Annotated in this window: 19 protein-coding genes; 4 read left to right on the top strand and 15 right to left on the bottom strand. The window is 42.8% G+C overall.

The annotated features are described in order from the left end of the window. Positions 1-41: 41 nt before the first annotated feature. The 7 genes from CL667_15860 to CL667_15890 are packed head-to-tail and all read right to left on the bottom strand — an operon-like array spanning position 42 to position 7,581. The gene (locus CL667_15860; GenBank protein MAL19174.1) at positions 42-434 is read right to left on the bottom strand and encodes a rhodanese; all 393 of its coding nucleotides are present in this window, start codon (positions 432-434) and stop codon (positions 42-44) included. Between the two features lie 37 nt (positions 435-471). Next, positions 472-1,227: a permease gene (locus tag CL667_15865; protein MAL19175.1), complete on the bottom strand. Its 756-nt coding sequence runs from the start codon at positions 1,225-1,227 to the stop codon at positions 472-474. A gap of 46 nt (positions 1,228-1,273) precedes the next feature. Continuing rightward, positions 1,274-1,480: a sulfurtransferase gene (locus tag CL667_15870; protein ID MAL19176.1), complete on the bottom strand. Its 207-nt coding sequence runs from the start codon at positions 1,478-1,480 to the stop codon at positions 1,274-1,276. Between the two features lie 55 nt (positions 1,481-1,535). Further along, positions 1,536-1,847: a hypothetical protein gene (locus tag CL667_15875; protein MAL19177.1), complete on the bottom strand. Its 312-nt coding sequence runs from the start codon at positions 1,845-1,847 to the stop codon at positions 1,536-1,538. Positions 1,848-1,851: 4 nt separating this feature from the next. Next, positions 1,852-5,085, bottom strand: coding sequence for a multidrug transporter AcrB (locus CL667_15880; GenBank protein ID MAL19178.1), 3,234 nt, complete (start codon positions 5,083-5,085; stop codon positions 1,852-1,854). Between the two features lie 18 nt (positions 5,086-5,103). Continuing rightward, positions 5,104-6,234: a hypothetical protein gene (locus tag CL667_15885; protein MAL19179.1), complete on the bottom strand. Its 1,131-nt coding sequence runs from the start codon at positions 6,232-6,234 to the stop codon at positions 5,104-5,106. Next, entirely contained in the window at positions 6,235-7,581 is a 1,347-nt protein-coding gene (locus CL667_15890) for a hypothetical protein (protein MAL19180.1), read from the bottom strand. A gap of 233 nt (positions 7,582-7,814) precedes the next feature. On the opposite strand from CL667_15890, the gene CL667_15895 reads away from it, so the two are divergent. The 4 genes from CL667_15895 (at position 7,815) to CL667_15910 (ending at position 12,906) form a co-directional block, all read left to right on the top strand. After that, positions 7,815-8,603, top strand: coding sequence for a hypothetical protein (locus CL667_15895; GenBank protein MAL19181.1), 789 nt, complete (start codon positions 7,815-7,817; stop codon positions 8,601-8,603). Between the two features lie 52 nt (positions 8,604-8,655). Then, positions 8,656-10,161, top strand: a complete 1,506-nt coding sequence (locus CL667_15900) for a peptidase M16 (GenBank protein MAL19182.1) — start codon at positions 8,656-8,658, stop codon at positions 10,159-10,161. Between the two features lie 31 nt (positions 10,162-10,192). Continuing rightward, on the top strand, positions 10,193-12,262 hold the full coding sequence (locus tag CL667_15905) for a hypothetical protein (GenBank protein ID MAL19183.1): 2,070 nt from the start codon (positions 10,193-10,195) through the stop codon (positions 12,260-12,262). 119 nt (positions 12,263-12,381) lie between these two features. Next, the gene (locus tag CL667_15910) at positions 12,382-12,906 is read left to right on the top strand and encodes a hypothetical protein (GenBank protein MAL19184.1); all 525 of its coding nucleotides are present in this window, start codon (positions 12,382-12,384) and stop codon (positions 12,904-12,906) included. Positions 12,907-13,112: 206 nt separating this feature from the next. On the opposite strand, the gene CL667_15915 is transcribed toward CL667_15910, so the two are convergent. From CL667_15915 to CL667_15950, 8 genes are all read right to left on the bottom strand, one after another. Continuing rightward, on the bottom strand, positions 13,113-14,270 hold the full coding sequence (locus CL667_15915) for a hypothetical protein (GenBank protein MAL19185.1): 1,158 nt from the start codon (positions 14,268-14,270) through the stop codon (positions 13,113-13,115). Between the two features lie 123 nt (positions 14,271-14,393). Continuing rightward, positions 14,394-17,567, bottom strand: a complete 3,174-nt coding sequence (locus CL667_15920) for a hypothetical protein (GenBank protein ID MAL19186.1) — start codon at positions 17,565-17,567, stop codon at positions 14,394-14,396. 84 nt (positions 17,568-17,651) lie between these two features. Continuing rightward, positions 17,652-18,731, bottom strand: coding sequence for an efflux transporter periplasmic adaptor subunit (locus tag CL667_15925; GenBank protein ID MAL19187.1), 1,080 nt, complete (start codon positions 18,729-18,731; stop codon positions 17,652-17,654). A 91-nt stretch (positions 18,732-18,822) separates the two neighbouring features. Next, positions 18,823-21,903: a hypothetical protein gene (locus tag CL667_15930; GenBank protein MAL19188.1), complete on the bottom strand. Its 3,081-nt coding sequence runs from the start codon at positions 21,901-21,903 to the stop codon at positions 18,823-18,825. A 353-nt stretch (positions 21,904-22,256) separates the two neighbouring features. Continuing rightward, entirely contained in the window at positions 22,257-23,561 is a 1,305-nt protein-coding gene (locus CL667_15935) for a toxin HipA (protein ID MAL19189.1), read from the bottom strand. After that, on the bottom strand, positions 23,561-23,911 hold the full coding sequence (locus CL667_15940) for a transcriptional regulator (protein MAL19190.1): 351 nt from the start codon (positions 23,909-23,911) through the stop codon (positions 23,561-23,563). The genes CL667_15935 and CL667_15940 overlap by 1 nt, the downstream gene beginning before the upstream one ends. A gap of 670 nt (positions 23,912-24,581) precedes the next feature. Continuing rightward, entirely contained in the window at positions 24,582-25,778 is a 1,197-nt protein-coding gene (locus CL667_15945) for a hypothetical protein (GenBank protein MAL19191.1), read from the bottom strand. Beyond that, positions 25,771-26,901: a hypothetical protein gene (locus CL667_15950; protein ID MAL19192.1), complete on the bottom strand. Its 1,131-nt coding sequence runs from the start codon at positions 26,899-26,901 to the stop codon at positions 25,771-25,773. Before CL667_15950 ends, CL667_15945 begins: the two co-directional genes overlap by 8 nt. Position 26,902 lies beyond the last annotated feature (1 nt).

The following is a 26,902-nucleotide window of genomic DNA, read 5'->3' on the forward strand; positions in this document are numbered from 1 at the left end:
AATTTCTGAATAAACCAAAGTGCTGCATTCTGAACTAATTATTATTCTGATTCCAAACCCGAGTTAACCAAATCCTGGTACCCACCAATATTGTAGACCTTTTCAAACCCTTTGTCTTTCATCATTTGGGTAGCTTTGCCACTTCTGTTACCCGATCGGCAGTAAAGATAATAGGTTTCATTTTTATCTAAACTATCCAATTGTTGTGCAAAATCGCCATTTAGTATGTCGTGATGCTGATCTGTTATTTTTAAGTGGCCATTATCATATTCGCCTTGGGTGCGAACGTCGATCACTATTCCGGGGGTCTCTTTATACTGTTGTTTAAAACTTTCAGTACTGGTCATACTTTTAGAATTCTTTTTTGTAGTTATTAAGTAAAACGCGGCTAATGCAACGGCAACTAATACGATTATCGAAATTACTGATTTCATATTCTATCAAAATTTTATAGTTAAGTACTTATCATTTTTAAAAATTCATATATAGTATATAGGAGCCCATCAATACTAAGAATACAGCAAACCCTTTCTTGAGTTTATAGTTTGAAATTTTTGCCCCAATTGTCTTGCCCACTAAACTACCCACGGCTCCAATCAAACTGAATATAAGAACCAATTCCCAATTAATACCCAAATCCAGGTTTTCTAACACCTCCATATATTTAAAAAATCCGCTAAAGCTTTTTAGAGCTATAATCAGAAGGCTGGTTCCAACTGCTATATTCATGGGAAGGCCTCCTAAGATAACTAGTGCCGGAACAATCAGGAAGCCACCGCCAACACCTACCAATCCGGTTAAAACACCTATTGCAAGTCCTTCTAAAACAATCTTCCACCAAGCGTGTAGTTCTTTTTCATTTGGATCTACTCTCTCTTTCTGATCTTTAAACATCAGCACAGCTGCCAATATCATCACCAGAGAAAATAAAATAAGCTGAAAGTTTGCGGAAACGTATTCGGCTATCACAGCTCCACCATAAGTTCCGGCCATACCCGGCAGCCCAAAAAGAACTACACTGCGCCAGTGAACCTGCTTTTTCAGAGCATATGGAATAAATCCAGCTAAGCTTATTGAACCCACTATTCCCAAAGATTCAGCAATGGCTACTTTTTCTTGTTCACCGGCTAAATAAATGAGAACCGGAACGGTGAGTATTGAACCGCCTGAGCCTAAAAGGCCAAGAGATAATCCTACCATCAAAGCTCCAACCCAAGCTAGGATCATAATTCAATTCTTCGTTTTAGCAGTGGACGTTTGATGCTTTAAATGCTTAGTTATTATCTACAATATTACGTTGCTTGCCAAATCCAATCTTTGTTAATATATCCTCAGCCAGGCACCAGTTAGTAAACGAAGACTGCAATAAATTCAATCCCACAAAAAGCGTAAACAAAAACCAGTAGGGGCTAACAAAGTAACCAAGCACCACGCTCAAAGTTACAAAGAAGCCGGCTAAACGGCGTATAAGTTTTTCCATTGGACTCATAGTTGAACAACTGTTTATATCTTTTGATGTATCTGTTTTCATAACCTTAAGCTGATGCCTCTACGTTTAGCTGATATGCGTGCAGAGGGTAGTTTTGTGTATTTTCATGTTCTTCGTTATGCTTTTTAACGGCTTCCAGAACCCGTTTTACTGCGTCTTCAGATTGAATACTGAAAAAGAGTTTTGAGAAGCGTTCCTGATGGTCATGGGCAAACCAGTTTGAGATATCCGGTTTATGCTCCTCGATATTAAACCCATAAATATCGGTTTCTGAATAGACCGGCACTCCTTCTTCCCGAAGGAGTTGCCGAACTTGCTTTGTGTGTTCCTCTATAGAGAGGATGATCAATAGTTTCATGAGATTAGGTATTTGAAGTTGAAGTTTCGGCTTCCTGATCTTCGTGTTCATGACGGACGGTCATGTAATAGATCAGTGGCACCATCAACAAGGTTAAAGCGGTAGAAGCAATGGCTCCTCCCATTAGTGAGATGGCAAGGCCCTGAAAGATCGGGTCAAACAAGATCACGAAGGCTCCGATCACTACGGTACCGGCTGTTAAAAGGATCGGCATTGTTCTGACTGCACCGGCTTCGATCACTGCATTTTTGAGATCTACTCCGTCATCCAGTCGAATCTGAATGAAGTCGATTAAGAGCACTGAATTTCGCACCATGATTCCCGCCAGCGCGATCATACCAATCATAGATGTTGCCGTAAAGAAGGCCCCGAGAATCCAGTGTCCAACGATAATTCCGACTAATGACAGAGGAATCGCAACCATCATTACAATGGGTACTTTGAAATCCTGGAACCAACCAATAATCAGCATGTAGATTATGACCAACACGATGGCAAAGGCAATTCCAAGATCCCGGAATACCTCGTAGGTGATCTGCCATTCTCCATCCCATTTCAGGGTATAGTTTTCTTCCATGAACGGCTGCCCTGAAAAGATCTGTGTAAGGCTATATCCGTCCGGCACCGTGATTTTATCAATCATTTCGCCGGCATCGAGTAAGGCATAGACCGGGCTTTCAATAGCGCCGGCTACTTCAGCTGTTACATAAAGTACATTTCGCTGATTTTTTCTATGAATACTGGACTCTAAAGTCTCTTCATTTACGGTAATCAGATCGGTAACCGGAAACATCGTTCCCTGAGGGTTTTTCACATAGATTTGTCCTAATTGTCCGACTCCGGAGCGGGATGCTTCAGGAAGCTGTAGTACGATCGGTACCTGATTAATATCATCCGCGCTGTGAATACGGCCAACCGGTTTTCCATTCAGGGCCATGCTCATTGTTTGGGTGATTTGCTGCGGAGTTATTCCCGAAGCCAGTGCTTTTTGCGTGTTGATATCAAATCTGAGCTGGGGTTGTTCGGCCTCTTTCATCCAGTCTACATCCACCACACCTTCCTGCTTGCGAAAGATCTCCATGACTTCACCGGCGATGCGTTCTCTTTGAGCTTCGTCCGGACCATACACTTCTACCACCAGCGTTGACATTACCGGAGGTCCCGGTGGCACTTCAACCACCTTGATATTCGCGTTATATTTTTCGCCCACTTTTTGAACGATCGGCCGGATGCGCTTCGCGATGTCGTGACTCTGCTGATCTCGTTTTGATTTATCGACCAGGTTGAGCTGTACATCCGCAATATTTGAGCCTTGGCGCAGATCGTAGTGCCGCACTAAGCCATTGAAATTGATCGGGGCGTTTGTACCTGCATATACCTGGAAGTTGTGAAGTTCTGGCACATCTTTTAAACTGAGAGCCACTTCTTTAGCCACTGCATTGGTACGCTCGAGCGTTGTACCCTCCGGCATATCCATGATCAACTGAATCTCATTCTTGTTATCAAAAGGCAGCATTTTCACTTCCACCATTCGGAATACAAATAGCAACGTTGAGGCCAACAGCAGTACCGTTACACTGCCAATGAATACCCATCGTTTTTTCACATCATCCAGCAAGGGTTTTACCGTCTTGAAGTACAGCTTGTAGATCAGCGTATCTTCGAGCCGGTATTCCTTTTCTTCTTTTTCGTTTCCTTTTTTTACGTAAGGAAGAAGTTTATAGGCCAGCCATGGGGTAATGATCAAAGCAACTATAAGTGAAAAGATCATAGCCAGTGAAGCGCCTATGGGCATTGGACTCATATAAGGGCCCATCAACCCGGAGACAAAAGCCATTGGTAAAACGGCCGCGATCACAGTGAAAGTTGCTAATATCGTGGGATTGCCTACTTCATTGATCGAAGCTATAGCAGCTTGCTTCAATGGCAGTTTTTTCATCTTGAAGTGGCGATGCATATTCTCTGCAATAATAATGGAGTCATCCACCACAATTCCGGTTACAAACACCAGGGCAAATAATGTAATCCGGTTCAGTGTGTAGTCGAACATGTAGTACTGGAAAAGAGTTAGTGCAAAAGTTACCGGTACTGACAAGAACACAACCAGCGCTCCTCGCCAGCCCATCGAAAGAGCAACCACCACCGTTACAGCCAGTATTGCCGCAAGTAAATGCTCAAGCAGCGAAGCAACTTTTTTAGCCGCTGTTTCCCCATAGTTCCGGGTTATACTCACGGTAACCTCTGAGGGAACTAACGAACCCTTTAGCGCTTCTAATTTTGTTTCAACCTGCGATGCGATAGCCATGGCATCGGTACCGGGTCGCTTCCCTATAGAAATAGTTACTGCGGGATATGATACTCCGGAAGCCCCTCCTTCAATTTGTTCAGCTCCGGCACCCAAGCCATACACCACATAATCTGATGATTCAGAAGGGCCGTCAATAACATCCGCTATACTGCTGAGATAAATGGGAGCCCCTTCTTGTACATCCACTATAAGGTTTTTTATATCAGATGCATTTTTGAGGAAGTTTCCGGTGTTCACCAGATACTCGGTATCATTTTGATTGAAAGAACCGGATCTCATTTCCTGATTAGAAGCCTGAATAGTACCGGCAATCTGAGAAACACTGATTCCGTATTCCGCCATTTTTGCCTTATCCATCAAAACACGTATTTGTCGTGATCTTCCTCCGTGTACTTTTACATCGGCAACATCCGTGATCTTTTTCACCTCATTCGCTAGTTCTTCGGAAACACGTCTCAGTTCATAATCTGAGTAAGATTCACTCCAAAGAGTTAGGGTCATCATAGGCACATCATCAATCGACCGTGTCTTTATCAAAGGCGGAGTTGTGCCCCGGGGCATGCGATCTGAATGTTTCATCAGTTCGTTATACAAGCGCACCAGGCTACGTTCAACATCTTCGCCCACATAAAAACGGGCGGAGACCATTGCTTGTCCTTCCATAGACGTAGAATACACATACTCAACGCCTTCGATATTAGACAATACTTTTTCTAAGGGAACGGCAACGCGCTGCTCCACTTCATCGGGAGAAGCACCCGGATAGCCAATAAAAATATCAGCCATAGGTACATCAATCTGGGGTTCTTCTTCTCTTGGTGTGAGGTAAGTTCCGTACACTCCAAGGGCCAAAAAGGCGATCATTAAAAGCGGTGTCAGCTTTGAACTGATGAACGCTTGCGCAATTTTTCCTGCAATTCCTGTCTTCATAATCTCTCTTTTCTCGTCTTAATTTTGAGATACAACTTTGATACCATCACGGGCGATAGCACTGCCGTCAGCTACATATCGCTCACCTTCCTGCAATCCTGATAGGACCTCCACCATATTGCCGGTGGCACTTCCTATACGGATCCATCGCAGTAAAGCCTCGTCTTGTGAACTGAGTGTATAAACCCCTGTTAACTGTCCGCGCGTTACCAGCGCTTCTAATGGAATGGCTATGATCGCTGACGAATTATCCCTTATCAGGACCTCAGCAAACATCCCGGATCGTAACCCTTCAATACCGGCCGTTTGTATAAGCCTAAACTCAACCTGAAATTGTCGGCTCTGCGGACTTCCGGATGCACTCACTTCCGTTACTAAAGCTTGCATACCACCAGCTTTTACCGCAGGAATATTCACTTGTACCGTATCTCCCTGTTTAATAGATGATATCTCAGATTCGGGCAAGGTAGCCGCTACTTTAAAGCGACCGGATTGCTCTACTGCCAATAATGGACGACCCGGTGATGCAATATCTCCGACTTGTACATATTTAGCTGCAATCACACCGTCGTAAGGTGCTTTTATCTGTGTGTAAGTAAGCAGATCATTAATTTCCTCCAGCTGACTTTCAGCACCTTGAACTCGAGCCTTGGTCGCCTGAAACTGAGTACGAATATCATCCCACTCTTTAGATGTGGCACTGCCTTGCTCGTACAGTGTTTTGAAGCGATTGTAGTCATTTTCTACGGCTTCGAGTCGAATACGAGCTTCTTCCAGCCCGGCTTTGGCCTGCGACTTTTTGGCTTCCAGATCATCATCCTTGATCTTCAGAATGAGGGTTCCTTTAGAAACTTTATCCCCAATATTTACGGGAATGGCTTCCACCTCGCCCATCACCTTGGTGCCGATTTCGCTCCGCACTTCACTTTTAAGGCTACCGTTGAAGCTTTTGTGTGACAGTACTTCTTGTTTTTGTGCTTTGGAAACTTCAGTCTCCACTTCTTCACTTTGCTGCTGAACGGCTTCTCCGTCGCCAGAACATGCCGGCAGTGTGAACAGAGCCAGCGTGAAAGCCGCTAATAAAACCTTTGAATAGTTGTTTAATGATCTCATGATTGATTGATTTGAAATAGTGTAATTGATATTCATTTATGATTCTGATTCCAGCAGGTACTCTAGTGAGGCCATGGCCATTTGATACTGGTATAAAGCCTGCAGTTTGCTCAGCTTATTCTTTAAATTTTTGGTCTCGGATAGAAGTAGATCCGATGTTTTCTCAATGCCCTGGTCGTAGCGATCGGAGCGGAACCGGACGTCTTCTTCTGATTGCTCCACCGCCAGTTCACTCAGCTCAATGTTTTTTAAAGATTCGTCTATGGTTCTTCGGGCTTCTTTAACCTGAATTCGTTGATTCAACCGTTGTTGCTCAAACTGCAACTCGGCTTTTTTTGATTCAGCTTTTCGCTGACTTACTAAGCCCATTTGCTTAAAACCTTTAAATAGATCCCAGCGAAGACTAGCCCCGATCATATAGTTGTCTGCTTGATTTCCGAATAAACTTGAATCATGCAATTCATAGGCTCCAAATACATTCAGATTTGGAAGGAAGCCGGACTTTGCTGCTTTCAACATGGCATCAGAAGCTTCAACCTGATGTTTCATCGCCAAAAGTGATGCATTCATCATGCTTCCGCCATTTACTGTAACCTGACTCTCACTTTCCGGCTGTGGCCTATCCAGAACTTTAACCTGCAACTCCTCTTGCATCCCCATCAGTAACAACAGCTGATCGTTTACGGACTTGCGTTGGTTTTCTGCTTTTAATAATTCCTTTTCTGCATCCAGTGCATGTACCCGCGCATTCAAATATTCTGACTTTGGAATCATCCCTTGCTCAAAATAGTCGGAAGCCTGTTTTTCAAATGCCTTATTAGTAGCTAAATGCTGTTTAAGAACTGCAATCTGCTCATCCAGAATACCCAGCTGAAAGTACACTTCCTTCACTTTTAAGCGAGCATATTGCATAGTCGCTTTCAGCTGTTTATCAGCAGACTGAGCCTGATATTTTGCTGCTGACCGCTGAAAAAGACCTTCCGGATTTAATATGGGCTGGCGGACTTCAAATTTAGTAGTGAAATTGTGAGTAGCATCCGGGTCGTTAAGCGTTGCCGGGTTAAAATCAGATTGCTGAATAATGCCTTGTCTCAGCTTGATCCCAAAAACACCGATGGGATCATTGGTCTTTACTGCACTTTCCTCAATGGAAAGCTGTGGCAGAAATACCATATTAGCCTGACTTAATCCCGCTTTCGCTGCATCTCTCTCCTTTTCAGCGATCAATACCTGATAACCGTTTTCCGAGGCGCGTTCCAGAGCATCCTGCAAGCTCAGGGAAAGTTCCTGCATGTTATCCGTGCTTTGTGCACTTACTGAAATGGCCAACACATTTAGCAACAACAGCAAACCTGTTATTTTTGAGACCTTATTGAGTTTCATTTGTTCTGCTTCTTTAATTCTTTCAAAATTGTACACTCACCCTAAAGTCGCTTCAAACCGTTTATGCTTAGTATGCATATGTAAATGAGCTCTTTGATGAATGTGATTTCTCTTTGTTTGATACGGACCAAGTTTAACCAGCATTTTCCATTTGTTACAACATGTTATAACAAGTATATTATCCTAGATCGTTATTCCAATTTTAAGAGCACACAGGAACCCAATACACCGATATGGAAAAGCAGAATTCTAAGCATGAAAAAGTAAAACAGCATCTGCAGAATGAGATTATAGATGGAGATTACGAGCCCGGCGACCAGTTGCCCTCCGAAAAGAGGCTATGTGATTATTTTGATGTCAGCAGAGTAACAATACGGCATGCATTAAAGACCCTGGAAAACGAAGGGCTGATTTTTAAAAAGCAGGGAGTTGGAGCATTTGTAAGAGAGCAAAATCTTAAGAATAATCTTGTTCAGCTTACCGACTTTTCCGAGGATATGAAGAGAGCAGGGCTAAAGAGTAGCTCAAAACTTATCTCTCTAAAAAAAGTGGGACCCATTAAGGAAGTAAATGAGATTCTAAATATTCGGCCTGATATGGAGTTAATTCAAGTTGACCGGATCAGATTGGGAAATGGAAAACCCGTCGCCTTTGATATCACCTGGCTCCCTCCGGGCTATGGTCAGCTTCTTTTTGATGAAGACCTTACCACACAAACTATTTATGATGTGCTTGAAGAAAAATATGAAATCATGATTCAGGGTGGCAGCTACAGAATCACTGCGACAAATGCAGGGGATTACGTTTCAAAATATCTGGAGGTAAAACCGGAAAGCGCTGTTTTAGAGATCGACCGCTGCTCCCGAACAACCGGAAATAAGAAAGTCTATTTCCAGAAACGATACTATAATCCGGCTCACGTTTCCTATGTAGTAGAACTGTCCAGAAATGAAGGAGAAATGCTTTCTTCAAAAGACGGATTACCCCTCAAAGAATTCACTCCCGAATTTGCAAAAGGCTAACAAAAACATCATTTTCCTTGTACTTAAATCTATTCACTAATCGTCTGATCAAATGAAAATTAAAGAGAACATTATTGCAACCTCTTTACTGATATTGGCCCTCGTTCTATCTTTTTCGAGTGCACAAGCTCAGTACCTGGAGGAGTTTGAAGAGAAAGTAACCGAATTTACCCTCGATAACGGATTACACTTCATAATCATAGAGCGACACGATGCCCCCGTAGCCAGTTTCTACACTCATGTTGATGTAGGGGGAGCTGACGAACCTGTTGGAAATACCGGAATTGCTCACATTTTTGAGCACATGGCTTTTAAAGGAACTCATTACATTGGGACTACCAACTGGGAAGAAGAGAAAAAAGTCATCGACCAGATGGATGAAGCTTACCAGGAATGGCTTAGAGAAAAGTATAAGTCCAATCCTGACTCTGATCTACTTCAGGAAAAATGGAACAGATTTCAGGAGCTTCAGGAGGAATCCAAGCAGTATGTGGTGAATAATGAATTCTCACAAATTATTGAACAAAATGGAGGAACCGGACTGAATGCCTCTACTGGTGCAGACTTAACGAACTACTTTTACAGCCTGCCTTCAAACAGAGCGGAATTATGGTTTAACCTTGAAGCAGATCGTTTTAAGAATCCGACTTACCGTGAATTTTATGTTGAAAAGGAAGTAGTTCGGGAAGAGCGCAGAATGCGTACCGAGTCAAACCCAATTGGTCGATTGGTAGAAGAGTTTCTTGCGGTAGCATATACGGCTCATCCATATGGTCGTCCTGTTGTAGGCTGGGATTCGGACATCACAGCTACAACTATCGAAGATGCCCGTGATTTCTATGACAAATATTACGTTCCCAGCAATATCACCATTGGTATTGCCGGAGACGTGGACCCTGACCAAATGAAAGAGTTTGCAGAAATGTATTTCGGAGATCTTCGTGAAGGGGAGCCTGCTCCAATGGTAACAACACTTGAGCCCGAACAACGTGGCGAACGTCGATTTACCATTGAAGGTAATACTCAGCCTATAATGCTTATGGGTTATCATGGTGTAGCTCAATCGCATGAAGACTATGAAGCCCTGAACCTTGTTGGTAACATTATCTCTAGCGGGCGAACTTCACGTCTATATAAAAAATTGGTAGAAGAAGATCAGCTTGCTTTACAAGTAGGTGCTTTTAATGGATTCCCGGGAAGTAAATTCGCTTCTATGTTTTTAACACTTGCCGTACCCAATATGGGCGTTGAACTAGACAGCCTCGAGCAAGCCGTCTACACCGAAATTGATTCCGTTAAAGCTGGAGTGCTTACTGAGGAAGAACTCGAAAGAGCACGGACTAATATTCGCGCAGGCATTATTCGCGGACTAAATAACAACACAGGACTCGCCAGTAATTTTGCTTCTACTTACGCAACTCAAGGAGACTGGAGAGAAGTTTTTCTGCGGTTAGACCGGATTGATGACGTTACGCTAGAAGACCTGCAGCGCGTAGCTGAAAAATATTTAGTGAAGCAAAACCGCACAGTTGGTGCTACAGTTAGAGCTGACTCCTAATTCAAGATTTTAAAACTAAACTGAGTTTATTATGAAACGTTTAACCTTATTTATTTTTGCACTGCTTCTTGCGCTCCCCTTAATGGCGCAAAAGAGATACGACGAGATCAAATATCCGGAGTTGAATCCAATTCAAATGCCGGAAGTAGTAGAATTCAATCTGGATAACGGAATCAAATTCCTGCTTGTTGAAGATAAAGAACTTCCGCTGATCAATATCAGGGTCACTGTAAAAACAGGTGGACTTCTGGTTCCAGAAAGTAAAACTGGATTAGCCGGCATGACAGGTACCGTAATGCGAGAGGGTGGTTCTGAAAACTACCCAGCTGATGAACTGAATAAACTTCTGGAAGATAATGCGGCAAACATTTCAACTTTTATTGGGTTTGGTTCCGGTGGAGCTACTCTCAATATTTTGAAAGAAGATCTCGAGGAACTCCTTCCTGTTTTTGTTGATATCCTGCAAAACCCTGCATTTCCTGAAGACAAAATTGAGCTAGCCAAAACTCAGACTAAGAGTGGCATTTCCCGTAGAAATGATAGTCAGCAACAGGTTGCTGGAAGAGAATTTCAGGACCTCATCTACGGAGAAAATTCTGTTTATGCACGTGAGACTGAGTATGCTACGGTTGATAACATCACCAGAGAGGATATGATTGAGTTTCACAAAAATGCTTTTGTAGGATCAAACATAACAGTGGGTATTGTTGGTGATTTTAATACTGCTGAGATGAGACAAAAACTTCGCGAGGCCTTTGGAAGTCTACCAACAGGAAGTCCTACGAATCTATTATATCCAGAAGTTGACTACAACTTTCCAACTACCATCAACCTTGTAGATAAGCCTGATGTTAATCAAAGTTATGTGACTATGGGGCATATAGGTGGATTGCGTGAGAATCCTGATTATCCTGCCATTCAGGTTATGAATCAGATTTTGGGCGGTGGTTTTTCCAGCCGGCTCTTTCAAGAAGTAAGAACTAATTTAGGATTAGCTTACTCTGTTGGCGGTGGATATGGATCTAACATAAACTATCCCGGCACTTTTCGGTTGACTACTATGACTAAAAGTGAAACAACCGCTGAGGCTATTGATGCAATCCTTAAAGAAGTTGAAAGACTTCAGAATGAACCTATTACCCAGGAAGAACTTCAACAGACTAAAGATCAGTTCCTGAATTCACTGGTTTTCCGATATGACAGCAAGTCTCAGATTCTGAACCAAAGAATCAGCAACGAGTACAACGGACTGTCAGCTGATGCTTTCGATGAATTGGTAGAAGGCATAAAAAACACCACAGTTGAAGATATTCAACGTGTAGCTCAGGAATACATGAAGCCAGATCAGGTGCAGATTTTGGTTGTGGGTAATAAAAGTGAGATTGGAGACCAGCTTCAAAAATATGGAAACGTAAATGAGCTGGATATTTCTATTCCTGAACCCCCATCTGATGAACCTGTGGTTGACGGTGATGCAACCAAAGGCCAAGAGTGGCTAGACAAGATGGCCGCCGCTATCATTGAGCCCGGTGCTGATGTTGTATCAATTGAAGAGAAATCGGTTATCACTCAAAAAACCCCTATGGGCGATGTCAATCTTGAAAATACATCCGTCACCAATTATGAGAATTATTCTTCAGAACGCACGCTAAATACCCCTCAAGGCGAAATGACCATGAGCTTTGCAAACGGAGGCGGAACGCTGACTCAAATGGGCCAGCAAATGCAGCTTCCCCCTCAAATGGCTACCCCTATGCTCAATGAGATGAAGCGAAGCTATCTTTCTATAGCCATTCACAAGGATGATATTGACGCTGAGTATCTTGGAGAAGAAACGGTTGAAGGTGAATCTTATGCGGTGGTTAGAATGACTAACGATCAGATTACAGTAACTTACCTTTTGGATCAGGAAACCGGACTTCCTTATCTGAGCCGATATTCAGAAATGAATCCGCAAACTGGTCAGCGACAAGAAGCCAAAACCATTTACTCTAATTGGACTGAAGCTGACGGAGTAACTTATGCCTATTCAGCAGTCAGCTATGCCGATGATCAGGTTGCTGCAGAAATCACTGTTGAAAGCCATTCTATTCCGGAATAGCCTTAACATCATTCATTTTCAATCCCGCATTTCTTTTCGAGATGCGGGATTTTTTTTGGTCATTTGATTCCGCTTTTGGTATATATGTGTAATCATCAATTTGAAGCAAAGGATCACATATGTCAGTTTGGGATAAAGAATATCCGTCAAGTTCAGAGTATGCTCATTACTATGGGAACTATGTTTCTCATGTTCCAAAAGAGAACATCATTGAGACTCTGAAAGCCCAGATGCACGAAATTTATACGTTCATCAACTCAATTCCCGGTGACAAAGCCTTTCATTCTTATGAAGATGGGAAGTGGACTGTTAAGCAGACCATTGGTCATATTATAGAAACTGAACGTGTTTTCGCTTACCGGGCGCTTGCATTTTCCAGACGCGATCCAAGTCCGTTGCCATCCATGGAGCAGGATGATTATGTGAAATACTCAAACTATAACAGCCGGACTATTCACAATCTTGCCAATGAATATCTTGCAGTTCGGATTGCCTCCATCCACCTTTTCCAGAATATGACTAAAGAAATGATTTCGTTGAAAGGTACCGCAAGCGGTGTTGAATTTACCGTGAGATCATTCCCCTTTATTATTGCCGGGCACGAGCTGCATCATCTGGAAATTATTAAAGAGAAGTATTTGTAGGGGTTATCTCAATAATTGAAATCCTTTTAATCCTTCCATCAAGAAAATCATGGTCCCAGCCACTCATTTTTGAACCATGATTTGTAGGATTTTTAGGTGCCCCTGATTCACTTCAAGATTCAATGTTGAGTGTTCGCTATTCGGTGTTCTTTACCTTTAAGCCCGGTCAACAGCAATAATAGGATGAAGAGTAATCTCATCAAAGCTCATTCCTCAATGATGATCTTATACTTTCTGATTTCGGGATAAGGGGTGTTGGCTATTGTATATAAAAATCCTTCATGGTCCACATGTGTAATTCTGCCAATTTCAGGATGAACTCCATCTCCTTCATCAGAGTACAGTAATTCACCCTGTATTGAATATAAATCGATAGAGTTTTTACTCTTAAATACAGGTCTTTCTTTATCAATACCGAGGACAAATATCTCGTAAATATCCTGAGCAAGCTCGTCCATATCATCCTCCTTTACATTATCCGGCCAAGTCACCTTATTGATCAGGTACTCCTTATTTATTTTAAGAAAACTACTCAAATAACTTCTTGAAATTACCTGCGCCCTACCATCCCCTGGAATGTAAATTCCTGGTCGTACATATTTTGGGAATTCACGACCTACCTCTTTTACTAAGTTTCCATCTATACTATAGTAACTCATTTTATAAGTAAGGTAGCTACCAAGTACTATGTAATCATCAATAATTTTAGCTGAATTAGTAAGTTCCCAGCTAGAAGGAAATGTAACTCCTGGTTCTTCAGTAATTGTAAAATCAGAAGCTATACTATAATCATCGTCAATATCTAAAACCAAAATTCTGGCGCCAATCTTTCCTAGAACAGGTGATTTCAGGACTAGATATTCATTTCTTATTGTGCCTACCACCATGTAGTCATACTTTTGATCAAGCTGGTGGAAGTCAATACTTTTTATATAACTTCCGGACCTGCTAAAAACATCAATTCTGGTGCCCCGAATATTGGATATATATACCGAGTCAGAAACAGTTAAGCTATACGCGCTTTCAAGGTCTCCCGGCCCTCGACCTCTTTGATCTATTTGCCATAGAAGTTCCCCATCCGGAGACATTTTTACCAGCATAGGGCTATCAATATCTAATGCATACACATTTCCTTCCTCGTCGGTATCTACTCCCCAAATGGATCTATCAGATGGGAAAAGCACTCCATCAGCGTTCGGATCATCAAAGTCTTCTCCAAAAACCTGAACCAAGCTGTACTTGATTGGCTTTGTGCTTCGATCTTGCCAAAGCCCCCTTTCGGGGTTGTTGATTACCTCAACCTGCCCAAACAACAGGACACTATTAAGAATGAAAAGTATAAGGAAGGAAAAGAAAGGTTTCATAAGTCGTTCATTTTAAGTTTTTATATCCTGCTAATCCTTCCATCAAGAAAGTCACGGTCCCAACCACTCAGTTTTGAACCATGATTTGTAGGATTTTTTGATGCCCCTGATTCACTTCAACATTCAATGTTGAGTGTTCGCTATTCGGTGTTCTTTATCTTTCTTCCAGCGAAGCCCGGTCATCAGTAATAAAAGGATGGTGCTCACCGAAAGTCCCCAGATCACGACGATGGCCAGGTTTTCCCAAAATTCGTTGTTTCCGAAAAGCATCATAGGCATAAGGCCGGTGATGGTGGTTACGGTGGTGATCAGGATAGCGCGAATTCTCTTTTTATAGACATAAGCCCAGCTACGTAACCCAAATATCCCTTTTCCATTTTCCAGCTGTTTCTGGTGATAAATTAATATGGCATTATTTACCACCACCCCAATACACAACAAGGCCCCTGCGATAGCTCCCCGATCAAAAGCCAGATCGTTGGCTAAGCCACCCAGCATAATTCCAATAAGGCTATACGGCACGGCTAAAATTACAAACAACGGATACTTAACGCTTTCCAGCAGGGCGGATACAATCATCCATACGCTAAGCAGACTGAGCAGGGCAACAAAGATGAAATTCTTAGTACTATCCTGATTGCCAAACCCAAAAAATCCACGGCCATATTCTACGGAAGCCCCTACCGGAACCGGCGTTTCTGCAAGCACCGCCTCAATGTAATCCTGAGCCATCCGATAGTTGCCAAGGTAATCTACCTGAACCGTTCGCTGGTACGATTGATTGTCCCTTCGAATTTCATTGAGTCCTCCCTCCTGAACAATTGAGCCAATGTTTGAAATATTGAAATTAACATCCCCGAAAGAACGAACTTTATTCATCATGTCAGATTCGTAGGTTCGCCCTTGCTGACTCCTTCCTAGCAAAAACATTTCCTGTCCCTGAAACTCCACTTTCCCTACAGAATTAAGGGGATTCAAATCCAGCATCAGCGTTGAAATGACTTCTCTCCGATCCAGATTCTGGGATAGTATCCGTTCATCATTCAGCTTCAACTTATATTGCTGAAAATCATCTCTTCGGGAATAATAGCTTGAATTGATGTCTACCTCCCTCACCCTGCGGCTTTTCTTTAACCTCCGCTCCAAATCCTGAGCCAGGTTCAACAATTCATCATAGGAATACCCCTTAAGCTGGATGCTGTGGCTTGATGAACTCCCACCAAAGCCCGTGCTGATGCCTGGAATATTAAGCCCTGAAACCGAGGTAGCCACGTTACCGGTTCTCGCCCCCAGATACATGGCTTCTCCATAAAATGTATAAGGCTCGGCTCGGGATAGATATTCGTTATTAATCACGAATTGAATACGAGCTCCAAAATATTCAGACATGTTTACTTCGTAAAATTTAAAGGCATCCTCGTAGGGTTTGGCAATTTTCTCGTAGCTACGGACAATCTTATCAATTTCAGAAAGAGGAGTTCCCTGCGGAGATCTTATATATACCGAAATCATCTGATCTCTATTTCCACCTCTCCAGGGACTCCCAAAATAGGTTTCATCCACAAAAAGCTTAGTCAAGCCACCAACCCAGGGATCAATGTTATCGCGGTTATCAAAATAGACCTGTGTGAATTCTGGCCAGGCCGTTTCCTCTTCTCCACCCCATTCCGGTTCTTCGATTGAAAACAAGGGGATTCCAACGACAAGAATCATAATTACCGGCAACACCCACCGCATTTTCGATTTGATTACAAAAGTCCAGAGAAGCATTCTTTGCAAAAAAGACTGACTTCGGCTTTTCTTCTTTTTTGATTTCACGTTTGGAGTCAACCAAACCAACGAATAGGGAATCCACGTGAACGCAATCAACACAGAACACATGAGGGTTACTGTTAGTGCTACGGCAAGCGGGACAAGAAATATCCGAAGTTCATCGAGGGCAAATAGCAAAGGGACGAAAATCCCTACGGTTGTAAACGTTGAGCCCAATACTGGAACCACAGCCTTCGGCAACTCTTCTTTGATATGATCCAGCCGCTTGGTTTTATCATCCGGCAAACCCGGATTCAGATGTTCAAAAACAACAACGGCGTTATCAATCAGCATACCGAGTGCAATAGTAAGTCCGGCAAGGGTAATAATGTTGAGGCTATAATCAAGCAGGTACAGACAAATCATGCTCAACAGCACTGAAAACATCACACTTCCAATTATCACGATGGGAGCGCGGATTTTTCGGATGAATAAAATCACCACAAAAAACACCAGAAAGCCACTTAGAATGGCCTGGAGCTGAAGGTCATCGAACTGCTGGCGAAGCTCTTCGGTGGAGTCAACAGTAAGCATTAAAGACAAGCCTTCAGGAAGCTCCGACTCGATCTTTTCCATTTCGGCCAGTAAATCTTCAGCCAGCTGAAAGGCATCAGCACCAGACTCTTTCACAAACTCGATAGTTAAAGCAGGATTTCCATTGATTCGCTTGATGGATTTAGCCGGATAATCCTGAACCGAGATCTTGGCAAAATCATCCAGCGCCAGCTGCTTCATCGAGTTGGGCAACCTGACCTTCAATCCTGCAATATCCGTACTGCTGTTAAATTTTGGCGGGATGATGAGGCTGTAACGCGATGCTCCCTGATCCACATATCCCGACGAACGCCAACTCAATTGCTCCCGAACCTGTCTCAAAATCGCCTGAGGAGAAAGGTTATACTTTTCAACCTGTTCCACATCAAACTCAATAACCAGCGCCGGATCTAATACGCCCTGAATATTGATTTCGGCCAAACCATCTATCGCTAACAATTTTGGTTTTATGGAAGTCCGGGCATATTCCAGCAATTGCCTTGGCGGGAGATTCCCGTTCAGTGTATAAACTAAAAACGTTTGCTGATCTTCCAGTTCATCCGGAACCTGACGGCTTATGGACGGCGGAGCGATGCTTTCAGGAAGGGTTTCATCCAGCGAAAAAAGGTATTCGCGTAGTTCCAGCACCCTATAATCGACCGGTGCTTCTTTTCGAAAAGTGATGGTAACCGTAGAACGACCTTCCCTTGTGATAGACCGAATATCGGTGACATCCCTGAGCCGGTTTGCCTCCCGTTCTACCTTTCGGGTAATCTCTTTCTCCATGATCTCCGGCGAGGTGCTCGACCAGCTGTAGTTCACAGTAACCGAGGGCAGGTTTAATTCCGGAGTGCTTTCAATAGGTAATACTTTCCATACCGCTACCCCAATCACACATACAATGATGTAGAAAAATGAGATTAGATATTTACGGCTGAATAGTTCTTTCATTCGATAATTAAAAGTTCAAAATGAAAAATTAAAAATGGCTAGAGCCTAATTTTTCATTTTGAATTTTAAATTTATAATTCCTCATTAATTCGCCATTAGCGGGACTACTTTTTGTTGGTGTGAAATACTGAAGTGTTGATCTACAGCCAGCGTATCTCCGGGATTTATTTCGGGATGATCTATGAGCACATAGTCGGTATTCATGGAAACCGGGGTTACATAAATCCATTCTACTTCTTCGTTATTAAGCAGTCTGAAAACCAGCGTTCTTCCATCTCTTTCAAGCAGGGCTTCGCGGGGCATTCGGACTTTGCTTTCTTCACTCCGGACAAACACCCGACCTTCTACCGTCATCCCAGTTTTTAGCTCACGATCCGGATTATCAACTTCAACTAAAACCTGTCCTGTTTTGGTCTCGGGATCTACCTCCGGTGAAATTGCTACAATACGGCCTTCAAACTCATTACCTCCGGGGCCTGAAAGCGTAACGCCCATTCCGGCACTCAGGTTGTCAATTTCCGATTCCAGGATATCAAAACGAATACGGACCCGGCTTGCATCCACCAGCGTACCTAACTGTTGTCCGGCAGTGATGTAGGAACCTTCGGAGATAAAACTTCGGTTCGTTACCACTTCCCGCAGAGAAATAATACCACTGAAGGGAGCTTTAATGGTTGTATAGCTAAAATTGAGTTTTGCTCTTTCTAGGGCGACTTCCGCTTCCGCAAGTCCACTATTAATTCGGATCATTTGATCGTTACTTTCTCCCGAATATCCTTCCCGAAGCCGCTTGTCAATATCATACTGGTTTTTAGCTTTGGCATAGTCATTCTCGGCTTGTTCAAGCGCATACTTCCACTCATCGTCCACGAACTGTAAGAGCACTTCATCTTTATCTACTTCAGCCCCTTCCTCAATTTTGTGTGATTCTATATACCCACTGATTCGGGCAGTGATCTTAGTCCGCTGTAACGGCTCTACCACACCCCGGCTTTCGATATAGAAATTGAGTGGCTCAGCATCCGTTTCAGCAAAAACAACTTCCGGCCGAATTTCGATGCTATCCTGATCAGGCGTATCCCTTTCCTCCTCATCACTTTTGCAAGAATAAAGAAATAGCAGTGGAATGATTAATGCCGCAAAAAATATTTTTCTCTTTTTCATAGTTCTTTTTGTTTAGACGCAGAGAGTGCAAAAGTTTCGCAGAGTTCGCTAAGTTTTTTTTTTCGTTTTAATTTGTATACCATACCTCACTTCAAAATTCAGTGTTCGATGTTGAGTGTTCAATATTCGAAGCTTTTCCCCTTTCTGTCCATTTAAAAACCAGTGGAATCAGATACAAAGTCAGGAACGTACTTGTCACCATACCGCCCATTAACGCAATGGCCAGCGACTGCCGGAATGCATATCCATCCCCAAAAGGAATTAGCATCGGAATCAGAGCCAAAATGGTGGTCATACTCGTCATGACTACCGGACGAAACCGATTGATACCGGCCTGCTTTATGGCCTCATCCAGATTGCCTGTTTCACTGTAATAGCGACGCATAAAATCTACTTTCAGGATAGAGTCATTTACTGCAATACCCGTCAATATCAGGATTCCCATAAATGACAATGCATTCAGGCTGACGCCTCCTATCCATAACGCAAAAACAGACCCAATCCATGCAAAAGGAATTGCCAAAATAATGATGAACGGATATTTCAGGTTTTCATACTGAATGGCGAGAATCAGATAAATCAGCAACACACTTATACCCAATAAAAAACCAAGCTCTTTCAATAGGTTGATGACATCCAGAGCAGAACCGCCAACCCGGATTTCATTTCCGGTACGCTGCATAAATTCATTGGTCAGTGCATGGATTTCGTCACCACTCCACCACCAGTCCATAAAGGTCAGATTGGTGTTGTATGTCAGAATAGGCGACTGTCGGGCACGTTCAATTTGCTCCGGCTCGTCCACCCGAATGATTTCAGCTACTGTGGGTAAAGGAATAATTTTATCTCTCAGATCCAGGGTGATATCTCTTGGGTCCAGACTTGCTTCTTTTTCACCAATTAAGCGAATTGAGATTTGTTCATCCTGTCGGTTCCAGTCAGTGATAAAAGAACCACGGGTCAGAGATTCCAGATAGCGAATCAACTCTTCTTCGGTCAACTCATAAGCCAGGAGCTGTTCCGGTTTGAATTGCACCTGATAGGCCTCAATTCGCTGCGGGTATTTCAAGGACAAATCAACTTCCCCGAACCGATTGTTCATAAACTCATTGAAGGCATTTGCTACCCGCACACTATAATTTCGATCGGTTCCCACCACGCTAAACTGAACAGGTGCATCCTGACCGACTCCTACCGCACCAAATCCCTGATCGTCCATTTTCTGAAAGCTCCAGGACTGATAAGCATTCATCACACTCTGCATTACCCGGTCTACCTGGCGGGCTTCATCAAATCCGTTTACAGGAATAGAAATAGTGAACTTATTTAATCCCTCATTGGTGATGGACGCCAAATTGGTGTTATCGGTGTAGCCGCCCAGTGATAAAATATTGGTCTGTTCCGATCGCTCTTTTAAAATTTCTGAAATATCAACGGCGGCGGCTTTGGCTGAGCGAAGTGCAGTATTCCCGGGCATAGAAACAAGGTACTCAACAGAAGAAGGCTCATCCGGAGGAAGTACCGCTTTAGGTGTAGTCATAAAAGCATAAGCTGCTACTGAAAGCAATACTAACGCAACGATAATGATAGGCAGTGGCTTTTGAATGACCTTACCCAAGTTTTGCTCATAAGCATCAATTACTTTATCGAGTCCGCCGGAAATATTTTTCAAGATTCCACTTTTGGATGCAGACTCTTTTCTGCTGAGCTGAACCACAAACACCGGCAGAATAAATAAGGCAACCAACAGCGAGGCCACCAAACTAAAGGATAGCGTTGCAGCAAGGTCGCGGAAGAAAGCCCCTTCAAATCCACCCAGGAAAATAAGCGGGAGAAATACGGAGATAGTCGTAAAGGTTGAAGCTGTTACGGCAAGACTGATTTCTTTGGTTCCTTCCCGGGCCGCCTCTAAGCGTCCCAATCCTTTTTTGCGATAGCGACTTATATTCTCAAGCACCACAATGGCATTATCCAGCAGAAGTCCGATTCCCAACGTCAACCCACTCAGGGAAATAATGTTCAGCTGAATATCAAAGAGGAACATCACTACAAAGGTGAGGAAGATACTGACCGGAATAGAAATCCCAATGGTAAAGGGGCTCCGGGCATCATCCAGAAAAAAGAATAAAACCAGGAAGGCTAAAACCCCGCCAATCAGTAACGTCTGTAATAAGTTGGATATAGAATTCTCGATGTAGCTGGCATCTTCCTGAATCACCTCGATCTGGATATCAGGATTTTGGCTTCGTATTTCGGCCAGTATTTCCTGCAGCGTCTGGAAGACTTCCACTGTATTGGAACCATATTCTTTTTTCACCAACACATTCAGAACTTCTTCCCCATCCAGCAGGGCAAAAGAAGTCGGGTCAGCCTCACCCATTTCTACATCAGCAATTTCTTCCAGGAGTAAAACCCGTCCGCTTGCTAAAGATATAATCGGGGTATTTCTGAGATCATCCAGCGACTCAATCCGGCTTTCGATCTTTAACGCATAGCGATACCAGCCATCCCGAAGTTCGCCGGGAGAAGAAAAGATGTTGGCATCCCTCACCTTCTGTTGAATTTGAGCCAGACTTAATCCATATCGATCAATGAGTCTTGGATTGAACCGAATCTGTACTTCGGGTTCTACTTCTCCTACCAGCAAAGCCTGGGCTATTCCTTCCTGCTGTTCCAGTCTTCGGGTAAATACCTGGTCGGCCCACCGTTTCAGTGATAGCCGGTTACTAAATTCCTGATTGGAAACACTGGATAGCTGAAGGGCTATGGTGGCAATGGGTTCATCAGAAGCGGAAGAATAAATGAGCTGGGGCCGCTCGGCTTGTGATGGTAATAAATATCGGGCCTGATCTAATTTCTCCCTCACATTCAAAAAGGCGATATCCATATCGAAGCCCCACTCAAAAGTCAGAAAGGTCAGGCTTTGAGATTGACGGGATAAGGATTCGATTTCCTGAACGCCACGAACTCCACTTAGTACCCCTTCGAGCTGTTCGGTAATTCGGAATTCTACTTCGGAAGCAGGGGCTCCGGCATAATCGGTTCGTACCAATAACGTTGGCCGGGCTATATCCGGCATCAGTTCAATAGAAAGGCGCTCCAGTGCAATGCTTCCAAAGATGAGAACAGCCAGCACAAGGATGACGGAAGCTATAGGTTTTTTAAGTAGCAAATGACGGATTATTTAACACTTAGCAGAGAATAATAAATTAAAAGCCCTTTTGGAAACTATTCTTTTAGTAGTTTCTGAATTCTGTTCAGTGAGTAGACGAGGAAGAGGGAGGGATAGTTTTATGGGTATTGAGTTATTCTGGGGATCAGATAAGTTCTACGGTGTAGCGTTTTGACATTCAAGTCTGTCATCGCGAGGAGTATTGTTGTTTGAGGTAGAGCTACAATGCCTTTCGACGTGGCGATCTCCTTAAACTATTTAGGGTCCCTAATCGAGGAGATTGCCGCGTCGATGAACCTCACAATCCTATGTTCTGCATCATAGTCTCCTCGCAATGACAGGCTTAAAAAAAATCACAACATAACCAACGTCGAAGCAATCGTATCCCGGAGTTTTTCACTCACCCCGACTTCATCAGCATAGTCGGCCCAATTTCTGGTTACAGACTGAACTTCATCAATAATAGCTGGCCCTTTCTTGATGTTCATCGACTTCGCCACTGCCATTAAGTCTTCGCGGTTTATGCCTTCTCGTTTTCCATTCACACTTAGTGAATGCTGGCTCACCCACTGGCTTCCGGGTCGGTAGGCGTGACAGAGATCATAAGCCGGAGCCAACTCCCATATTTCTCCTTGTTTTAGACGGAAGGAAAAATTCTTGGTGTGGTCATCGCAGTTTTTAGCCAGCACATTAAAGACCATTCGCCGGAACATCTGCTCGGCCTCGGGATAAGTCAGCCGCAATTCCCGCATAGTTTGAAACAGTTGCTCATAACTGTAGCTGAGTACATCATTATAATTCACATGCTTGATTGCGCACCAGGTTTGGATGTGATGTTTGATTTGGGAACCTTCACGGTCAAATCGTTTGGTCAAAAAGTGAGCACGGTCATTTTCTTCCAGCAGTTTGGAAGGCATCATGTCAATTCCACAATCCAAAGCCATGTTGTAATAAGCCATTTCTACCCGGCCCCAACCTTGGGTATCGCCCAGCTGCTCTTCGCTTACGCCGTCTAATTTTATGAGCCAGTGATCAAATCCTTTGGGCGCTTTGGCCTGACCAGATTTCACCTCTCCGGTTTCTTCGTTGTAGGCAATCACGGCTTTGGGACGAGCTCCGCCAGCTGATGTCCCTATCCTCAGAATCTGCTGTATCGCCTGCGCTTCTTCTTCGTTGATGTTTGTTTCAAAACCTTCCCGCTTTTGTAACATAGATCTGGCGATATCCACCAAGCTATCGACCTCAACCTGAAATGCTCTTTTCTGATCTGAAAATTGAGCAGGTTCAAATTCCAGCGCTCCCATTCCCCGCGTTCCGATAAAGCATAACTTCTCAACGGGATTCATACTATTCTGAGGACGACCCTGCTGAGCCAGCCATACATTAATCAGCTGATTTCCATATTTATCCGGAAGGGAGTCCGCTAGCAACCCGGGCATTCCTTTAAAAGCATCCAGCTCCTCCTGATCTTTTTTGCGGAGTGATGGAAATGAAAAGATGTTCTTATTACTACTTGCAGGCATCGTCAATGGAGCAAGTTCTACGCCTTTTCTTTTAAAAGCGGGATCATATTCAAAACTGGCCAGCTCACGAGATTCATCCCAGGCTACTGCTCCAACCGTTTCTCCCCATATTTTAACAAAAGCTGTTTTAATCATTACCAGTCACTCTCTTGGTTGTCTTGGGATTGACTTCCACTTGCCCGCTTTCTCTTCTTTTTGTCTTTTTTAGCCAGTTCAATGGGACTGATGGTTTTTTCTTCCACCTCAAAGGTTTCCAAATGGTGAAGCAGATCCAAGACTCTCAACACCTGAATTAATGAAACAAGGGTAACGCCTTCACCCCGCTCCAATAAACTCAGCGTGGACCGGCTTATTCCTGCCGCTGCAGCTACTTCTTTTTGGGATTTATTTTGCTCCAGGCGATGACGCTTTACAAACTCCCCAACATGCTTCAGCAATGCTTTATCACTCATTGCATGCCACTTTGTGTATGATATATCATTCATAATAATCTTATTTATGTAATAACAAATGAATTTTCATACATAATATACACAATCACTCAAATATATGCTGAATGAAATATCACTCATTAAAAGCTATTTTAATGCTTATTGAATGATTATTCATTCATAATATATATGTACTCCCTATAAATGACAGGTAATCCGGAGACAACACTTTGTTATGATTCGCTACCCACAAATGCATATTGAAAGATCAGCAATTATTGGGTTAACGTTCATTACACAGCCACGTAATTATTCCAGGCCAATACTCCGACCTCTCTAAATCTCTCCTTCTCAAGGAGAGACTTTAACGAGCCTATTAATAGTATTTGTTTCGAGTTAAAGTATAGAAATGTTATCAACGCGTCTTTCTCCTTGAGAAGGAGAAAACAAAAGAGGTCGAATGTTTGTTGCACTTCCCCAGGACCTCTTAAGTCTTAAAGCGAAGTCCATCACAAGACTGGGCTCAGCTCCTTATAGAGCGCTGACTTAATAGCCTTAGACAATTGCTGTATGGATTTTAAACGATATCTAAAATCCCGAAAATCCCTTAACCAAAGTAATCATGGTTCAAAAGCTGCATGCTGAATCTTGATTTGCAAGATGTTAGGATGTGCTTGATTGTAGTCAAACCTTAAATCACTCTACCCCAAAATAAGGTGCATAATTACTTCTTCACCATCTGGAAATCATACCCAGTCAGCACCCGCATCCCACCTTCCCGGTCGAAAAACTCTGTATAAATTTTCCCATTCCGAATAGATATGGGTTCTTTTTCTCTTGGCCAGTCTAAAGTAGCAAGCAATTCACCCTCATCGCTAATGACATGCCATTTATAGATAGAGTGATCGTCAACTATTGTTGAGACCCACATTCTATTTTCATCATCAACTAAGATTTGATCAAGTGCCGGCCAGGTTTCAGGATAATCCACGTCATCGAATACCGGATGCATATTGGGATGGTATTGATCCAACACCTCTTGTTCTTCCAGTGGATCTTTCTTGAACGGCATATAGAAAGCTCTTTCTATTTCACCTTCTATATCGTACTTCTTAATTAAAAACTCTTCGGTATTGATATGATAGACTTTTGACAGCCTGGAAACAGCAATCTCTCCTTTTTGCGAGAAGGGTAAACTAATTCCGGCGTTATGCCCCATTTTTGTACGACCGCTATGAGTAGCTATATTTTGTGTTTCAACTACTTTATCAGAGATAATTTGACTGTTTTCATTCATTAAATAATAAGCGGAATACCTTAGATTTTCCTTTTTCTCCGTCATAACGGAGACTAAATAACCCTCATCCCCAATTTTGGTCAAGGTTCTCGGAAACAGGTACTTGGCATATTCAATATTCCAAGACTCATACTCCAACTGAAAAGATTTAATCAATTCCCTGCTTTCAGTATCAAAAAAACTGACCCGCATTAAGTCAGCATCATAAACCATTAGCTGATCATCAACAACCTGCATACTTGCTACGCGAACAAACTCTCCGGGACCTCTTCCATTTCTCCCTATGCTTCCTAGCAATTCACCATCAGAACTATACTTTTTGATTACAACATCATTCTGATCATAGCGAAACACATTTCCATCTCTATCCACGAAATTTTTAGGACCAAAAGCTCTTACAGGTGCAGGCGGAACCGAAGGTATGTACATCTCCCCATAATCCTGACTGTCCGCAATACTTATTGTGTATTCAGGCTCATTGTCAATGACGGTCAGGTTTTCCAACTGTCGTATTTCTGTAGGAATTGAAGAGAGATCAGGCTTTGGTTCTTTTTCAGAAGTGCAGCTTATACTGAATAACATTGAAGCAAGAATAAGAAACCTTAGTTTTATGCTATTACTCATTGGAAGCACCTTCTTTAATCATCAACTCATATCCTTCTATCGTAATTTCTTCCACGAAATTTCTTCCATAGAATAAGTCTCTTGAATCTTTAGCTCTTGGATATGGAAGGCCAACGTACTCATCATCCATGTAATCCGGATCCGTTTTCAAAACGGAATACCCAAGATAGTCTAAATTCTCAGTGAATAACTCTACACCATATTGCCTTGCTTTGCCCACATCCCTCCTAACAAAATGAACAAAGCGCCCGTCATTTAGTTGTGAAATAAACTGAGATTGTCCATGAATCTTAAATGCCATTGCTTCACTCGACCCTGCTGCAAAGAACAACATATCTGCATTTTCTCTGTTGGGTAGGCGTTCATAAGCCTCCTCGATTTCAACTCCGTTGATTACTCGGGTTTGTTCCCATTTATTATTCATGGAGTTGTAAGTGTATTCAAAAAACTGGCCCGAATAAGTTGCAGGAGCTACAAGAAAGCGGTTCTCATCTATGAAATGAATATTCGCATAGGTACTGCTTATCTGATAGGAAATTTCTTCATTGAAATCAGGATATATTTCTGACGCATGTAGCTGAGGCTCCCCAACCATTTCAAAATTTTGGTCATAAATACGCAAACCGTAAAAATCATCAAGATTACTCGAAAAGTTCATGTGAAATAACAGAAACTGATTTCCTACTCTATAAATCTTCGTGTCTCCTGAAATACCCTGAACGGTATATGAGTTTTTAAATTTACCATTCACTGAAAATTTACTTACAGTTTTAGCTGATCGATCGTACCCCAGAATAATACTATCCGCAAAAATGGTATATGGATCATCAAACTCTCCGGGTCCACGTCCTTCGGTTCCTATGGTTCGAATAAAATTTCCTTCGGGATCAAATTGCTGAATGAATTTACGCTTCTGATCCAAAACATAAACCCGGTCCTGATCATCAACGGTTAATTCTGTAGGGCGTACAATCCATGAATCCTCCACATCCTCCTCCGACTTCAGCACTACCGCTTTCTCTAGAGATGCTGTGAACTCAAACTCTTCGGGTTGCTGATTATTTGATGGTGTACAACTGACAACGGCAGCAATAATGATGAGACAAGAAAATCGGTAAATCATA

The organism is Balneola sp., assembly GCA_002694685.1.
GTDB lineage: Bacteria > Bacteroidota > Rhodothermia > Balneolales > Balneolaceae > Gracilimonas.

What these genes read in the sequence shown, in the direction of transcription:
- CL667_15940 (MAL19190.1), bottom strand. Translation starts at nt 23,911, where the DNA reads ATGAATGATATATCATACACAAAGTGGCATGCAATGAGTGATAAAGCA.
- CL667_15870 (MAL19176.1), bottom strand. Translation starts at nt 1,480, where the DNA reads ATGGAAAAACTTATACGCCGTTTAGCCGGCTTCTTTGTAACTTTGAGC.
- CL667_15890 (MAL19180.1), bottom strand. Translation starts at nt 7,581, where the DNA reads ATGAAACTCAATAAGGTCTCAAAAATAACAGGTTTGCTGTTGTTGCTA.
- CL667_15950 (MAL19192.1), bottom strand. Translation starts at nt 26,901, where the DNA reads ATGATTTACCGATTTTCTTGTCTCATCATTATTGCTGCCGTTGTCAGT.
- CL667_15895 (MAL19181.1), top strand. Translation starts at nt 7,815, where the DNA reads ATGGAAAAGCAGAATTCTAAGCATGAAAAAGTAAAACAGCATCTGCAG.
- CL667_15875 (MAL19177.1), bottom strand. Translation starts at nt 1,847, where the DNA reads ATGAAACTATTGATCATCCTCTCTATAGAGGAACACACAAAGCAAGTT.
- CL667_15935 (MAL19189.1), bottom strand. Translation starts at nt 23,561, where the DNA reads ATGATTAAAACAGCTTTTGTTAAAATATGGGGAGAAACGGTTGGAGCA.
- CL667_15880 (MAL19178.1), bottom strand. Translation starts at nt 5,085, where the DNA reads ATGAAGACAGGAATTGCAGGAAAAATTGCGCAAGCGTTCATCAGTTCA.
- CL667_15865 (MAL19175.1), bottom strand. Translation starts at nt 1,227, where the DNA reads ATGATCCTAGCTTGGGTTGGAGCTTTGATGGTAGGATTATCTCTTGGC.
- CL667_15905 (MAL19183.1), top strand. Translation starts at nt 10,193, where the DNA reads ATGAAACGTTTAACCTTATTTATTTTTGCACTGCTTCTTGCGCTCCCC.
- CL667_15915 (MAL19185.1), bottom strand. Translation starts at nt 14,270, where the DNA reads ATGAAACCTTTCTTTTCCTTCCTTATACTTTTCATTCTTAATAGTGTC.
- CL667_15925 (MAL19187.1), bottom strand. Translation starts at nt 18,731, where the DNA reads ATGAAAAAGAGAAAAATATTTTTTGCGGCATTAATCATTCCACTGCTA.
- CL667_15910 (MAL19184.1), top strand. Translation starts at nt 12,382, where the DNA reads ATGTCAGTTTGGGATAAAGAATATCCGTCAAGTTCAGAGTATGCTCAT.
- CL667_15860 (MAL19174.1), bottom strand. Translation starts at nt 434, where the DNA reads ATGAAATCAGTAATTTCGATAATCGTATTAGTTGCCGTTGCATTAGCC.
- CL667_15945 (MAL19191.1), bottom strand. Translation starts at nt 25,778, where the DNA reads ATGAGTAATAGCATAAAACTAAGGTTTCTTATTCTTGCTTCAATGTTA.
- CL667_15920 (MAL19186.1), bottom strand. Translation starts at nt 17,567, where the DNA reads ATGAAAGAACTATTCAGCCGTAAATATCTAATCTCATTTTTCTACATC.
- CL667_15885 (MAL19179.1), bottom strand. Translation starts at nt 6,234, where the DNA reads ATGAATATCAATTACACTATTTCAAATCAATCAATCATGAGATCATTA.
- CL667_15900 (MAL19182.1), top strand. Translation starts at nt 8,656, where the DNA reads ATGAAAATTAAAGAGAACATTATTGCAACCTCTTTACTGATATTGGCC.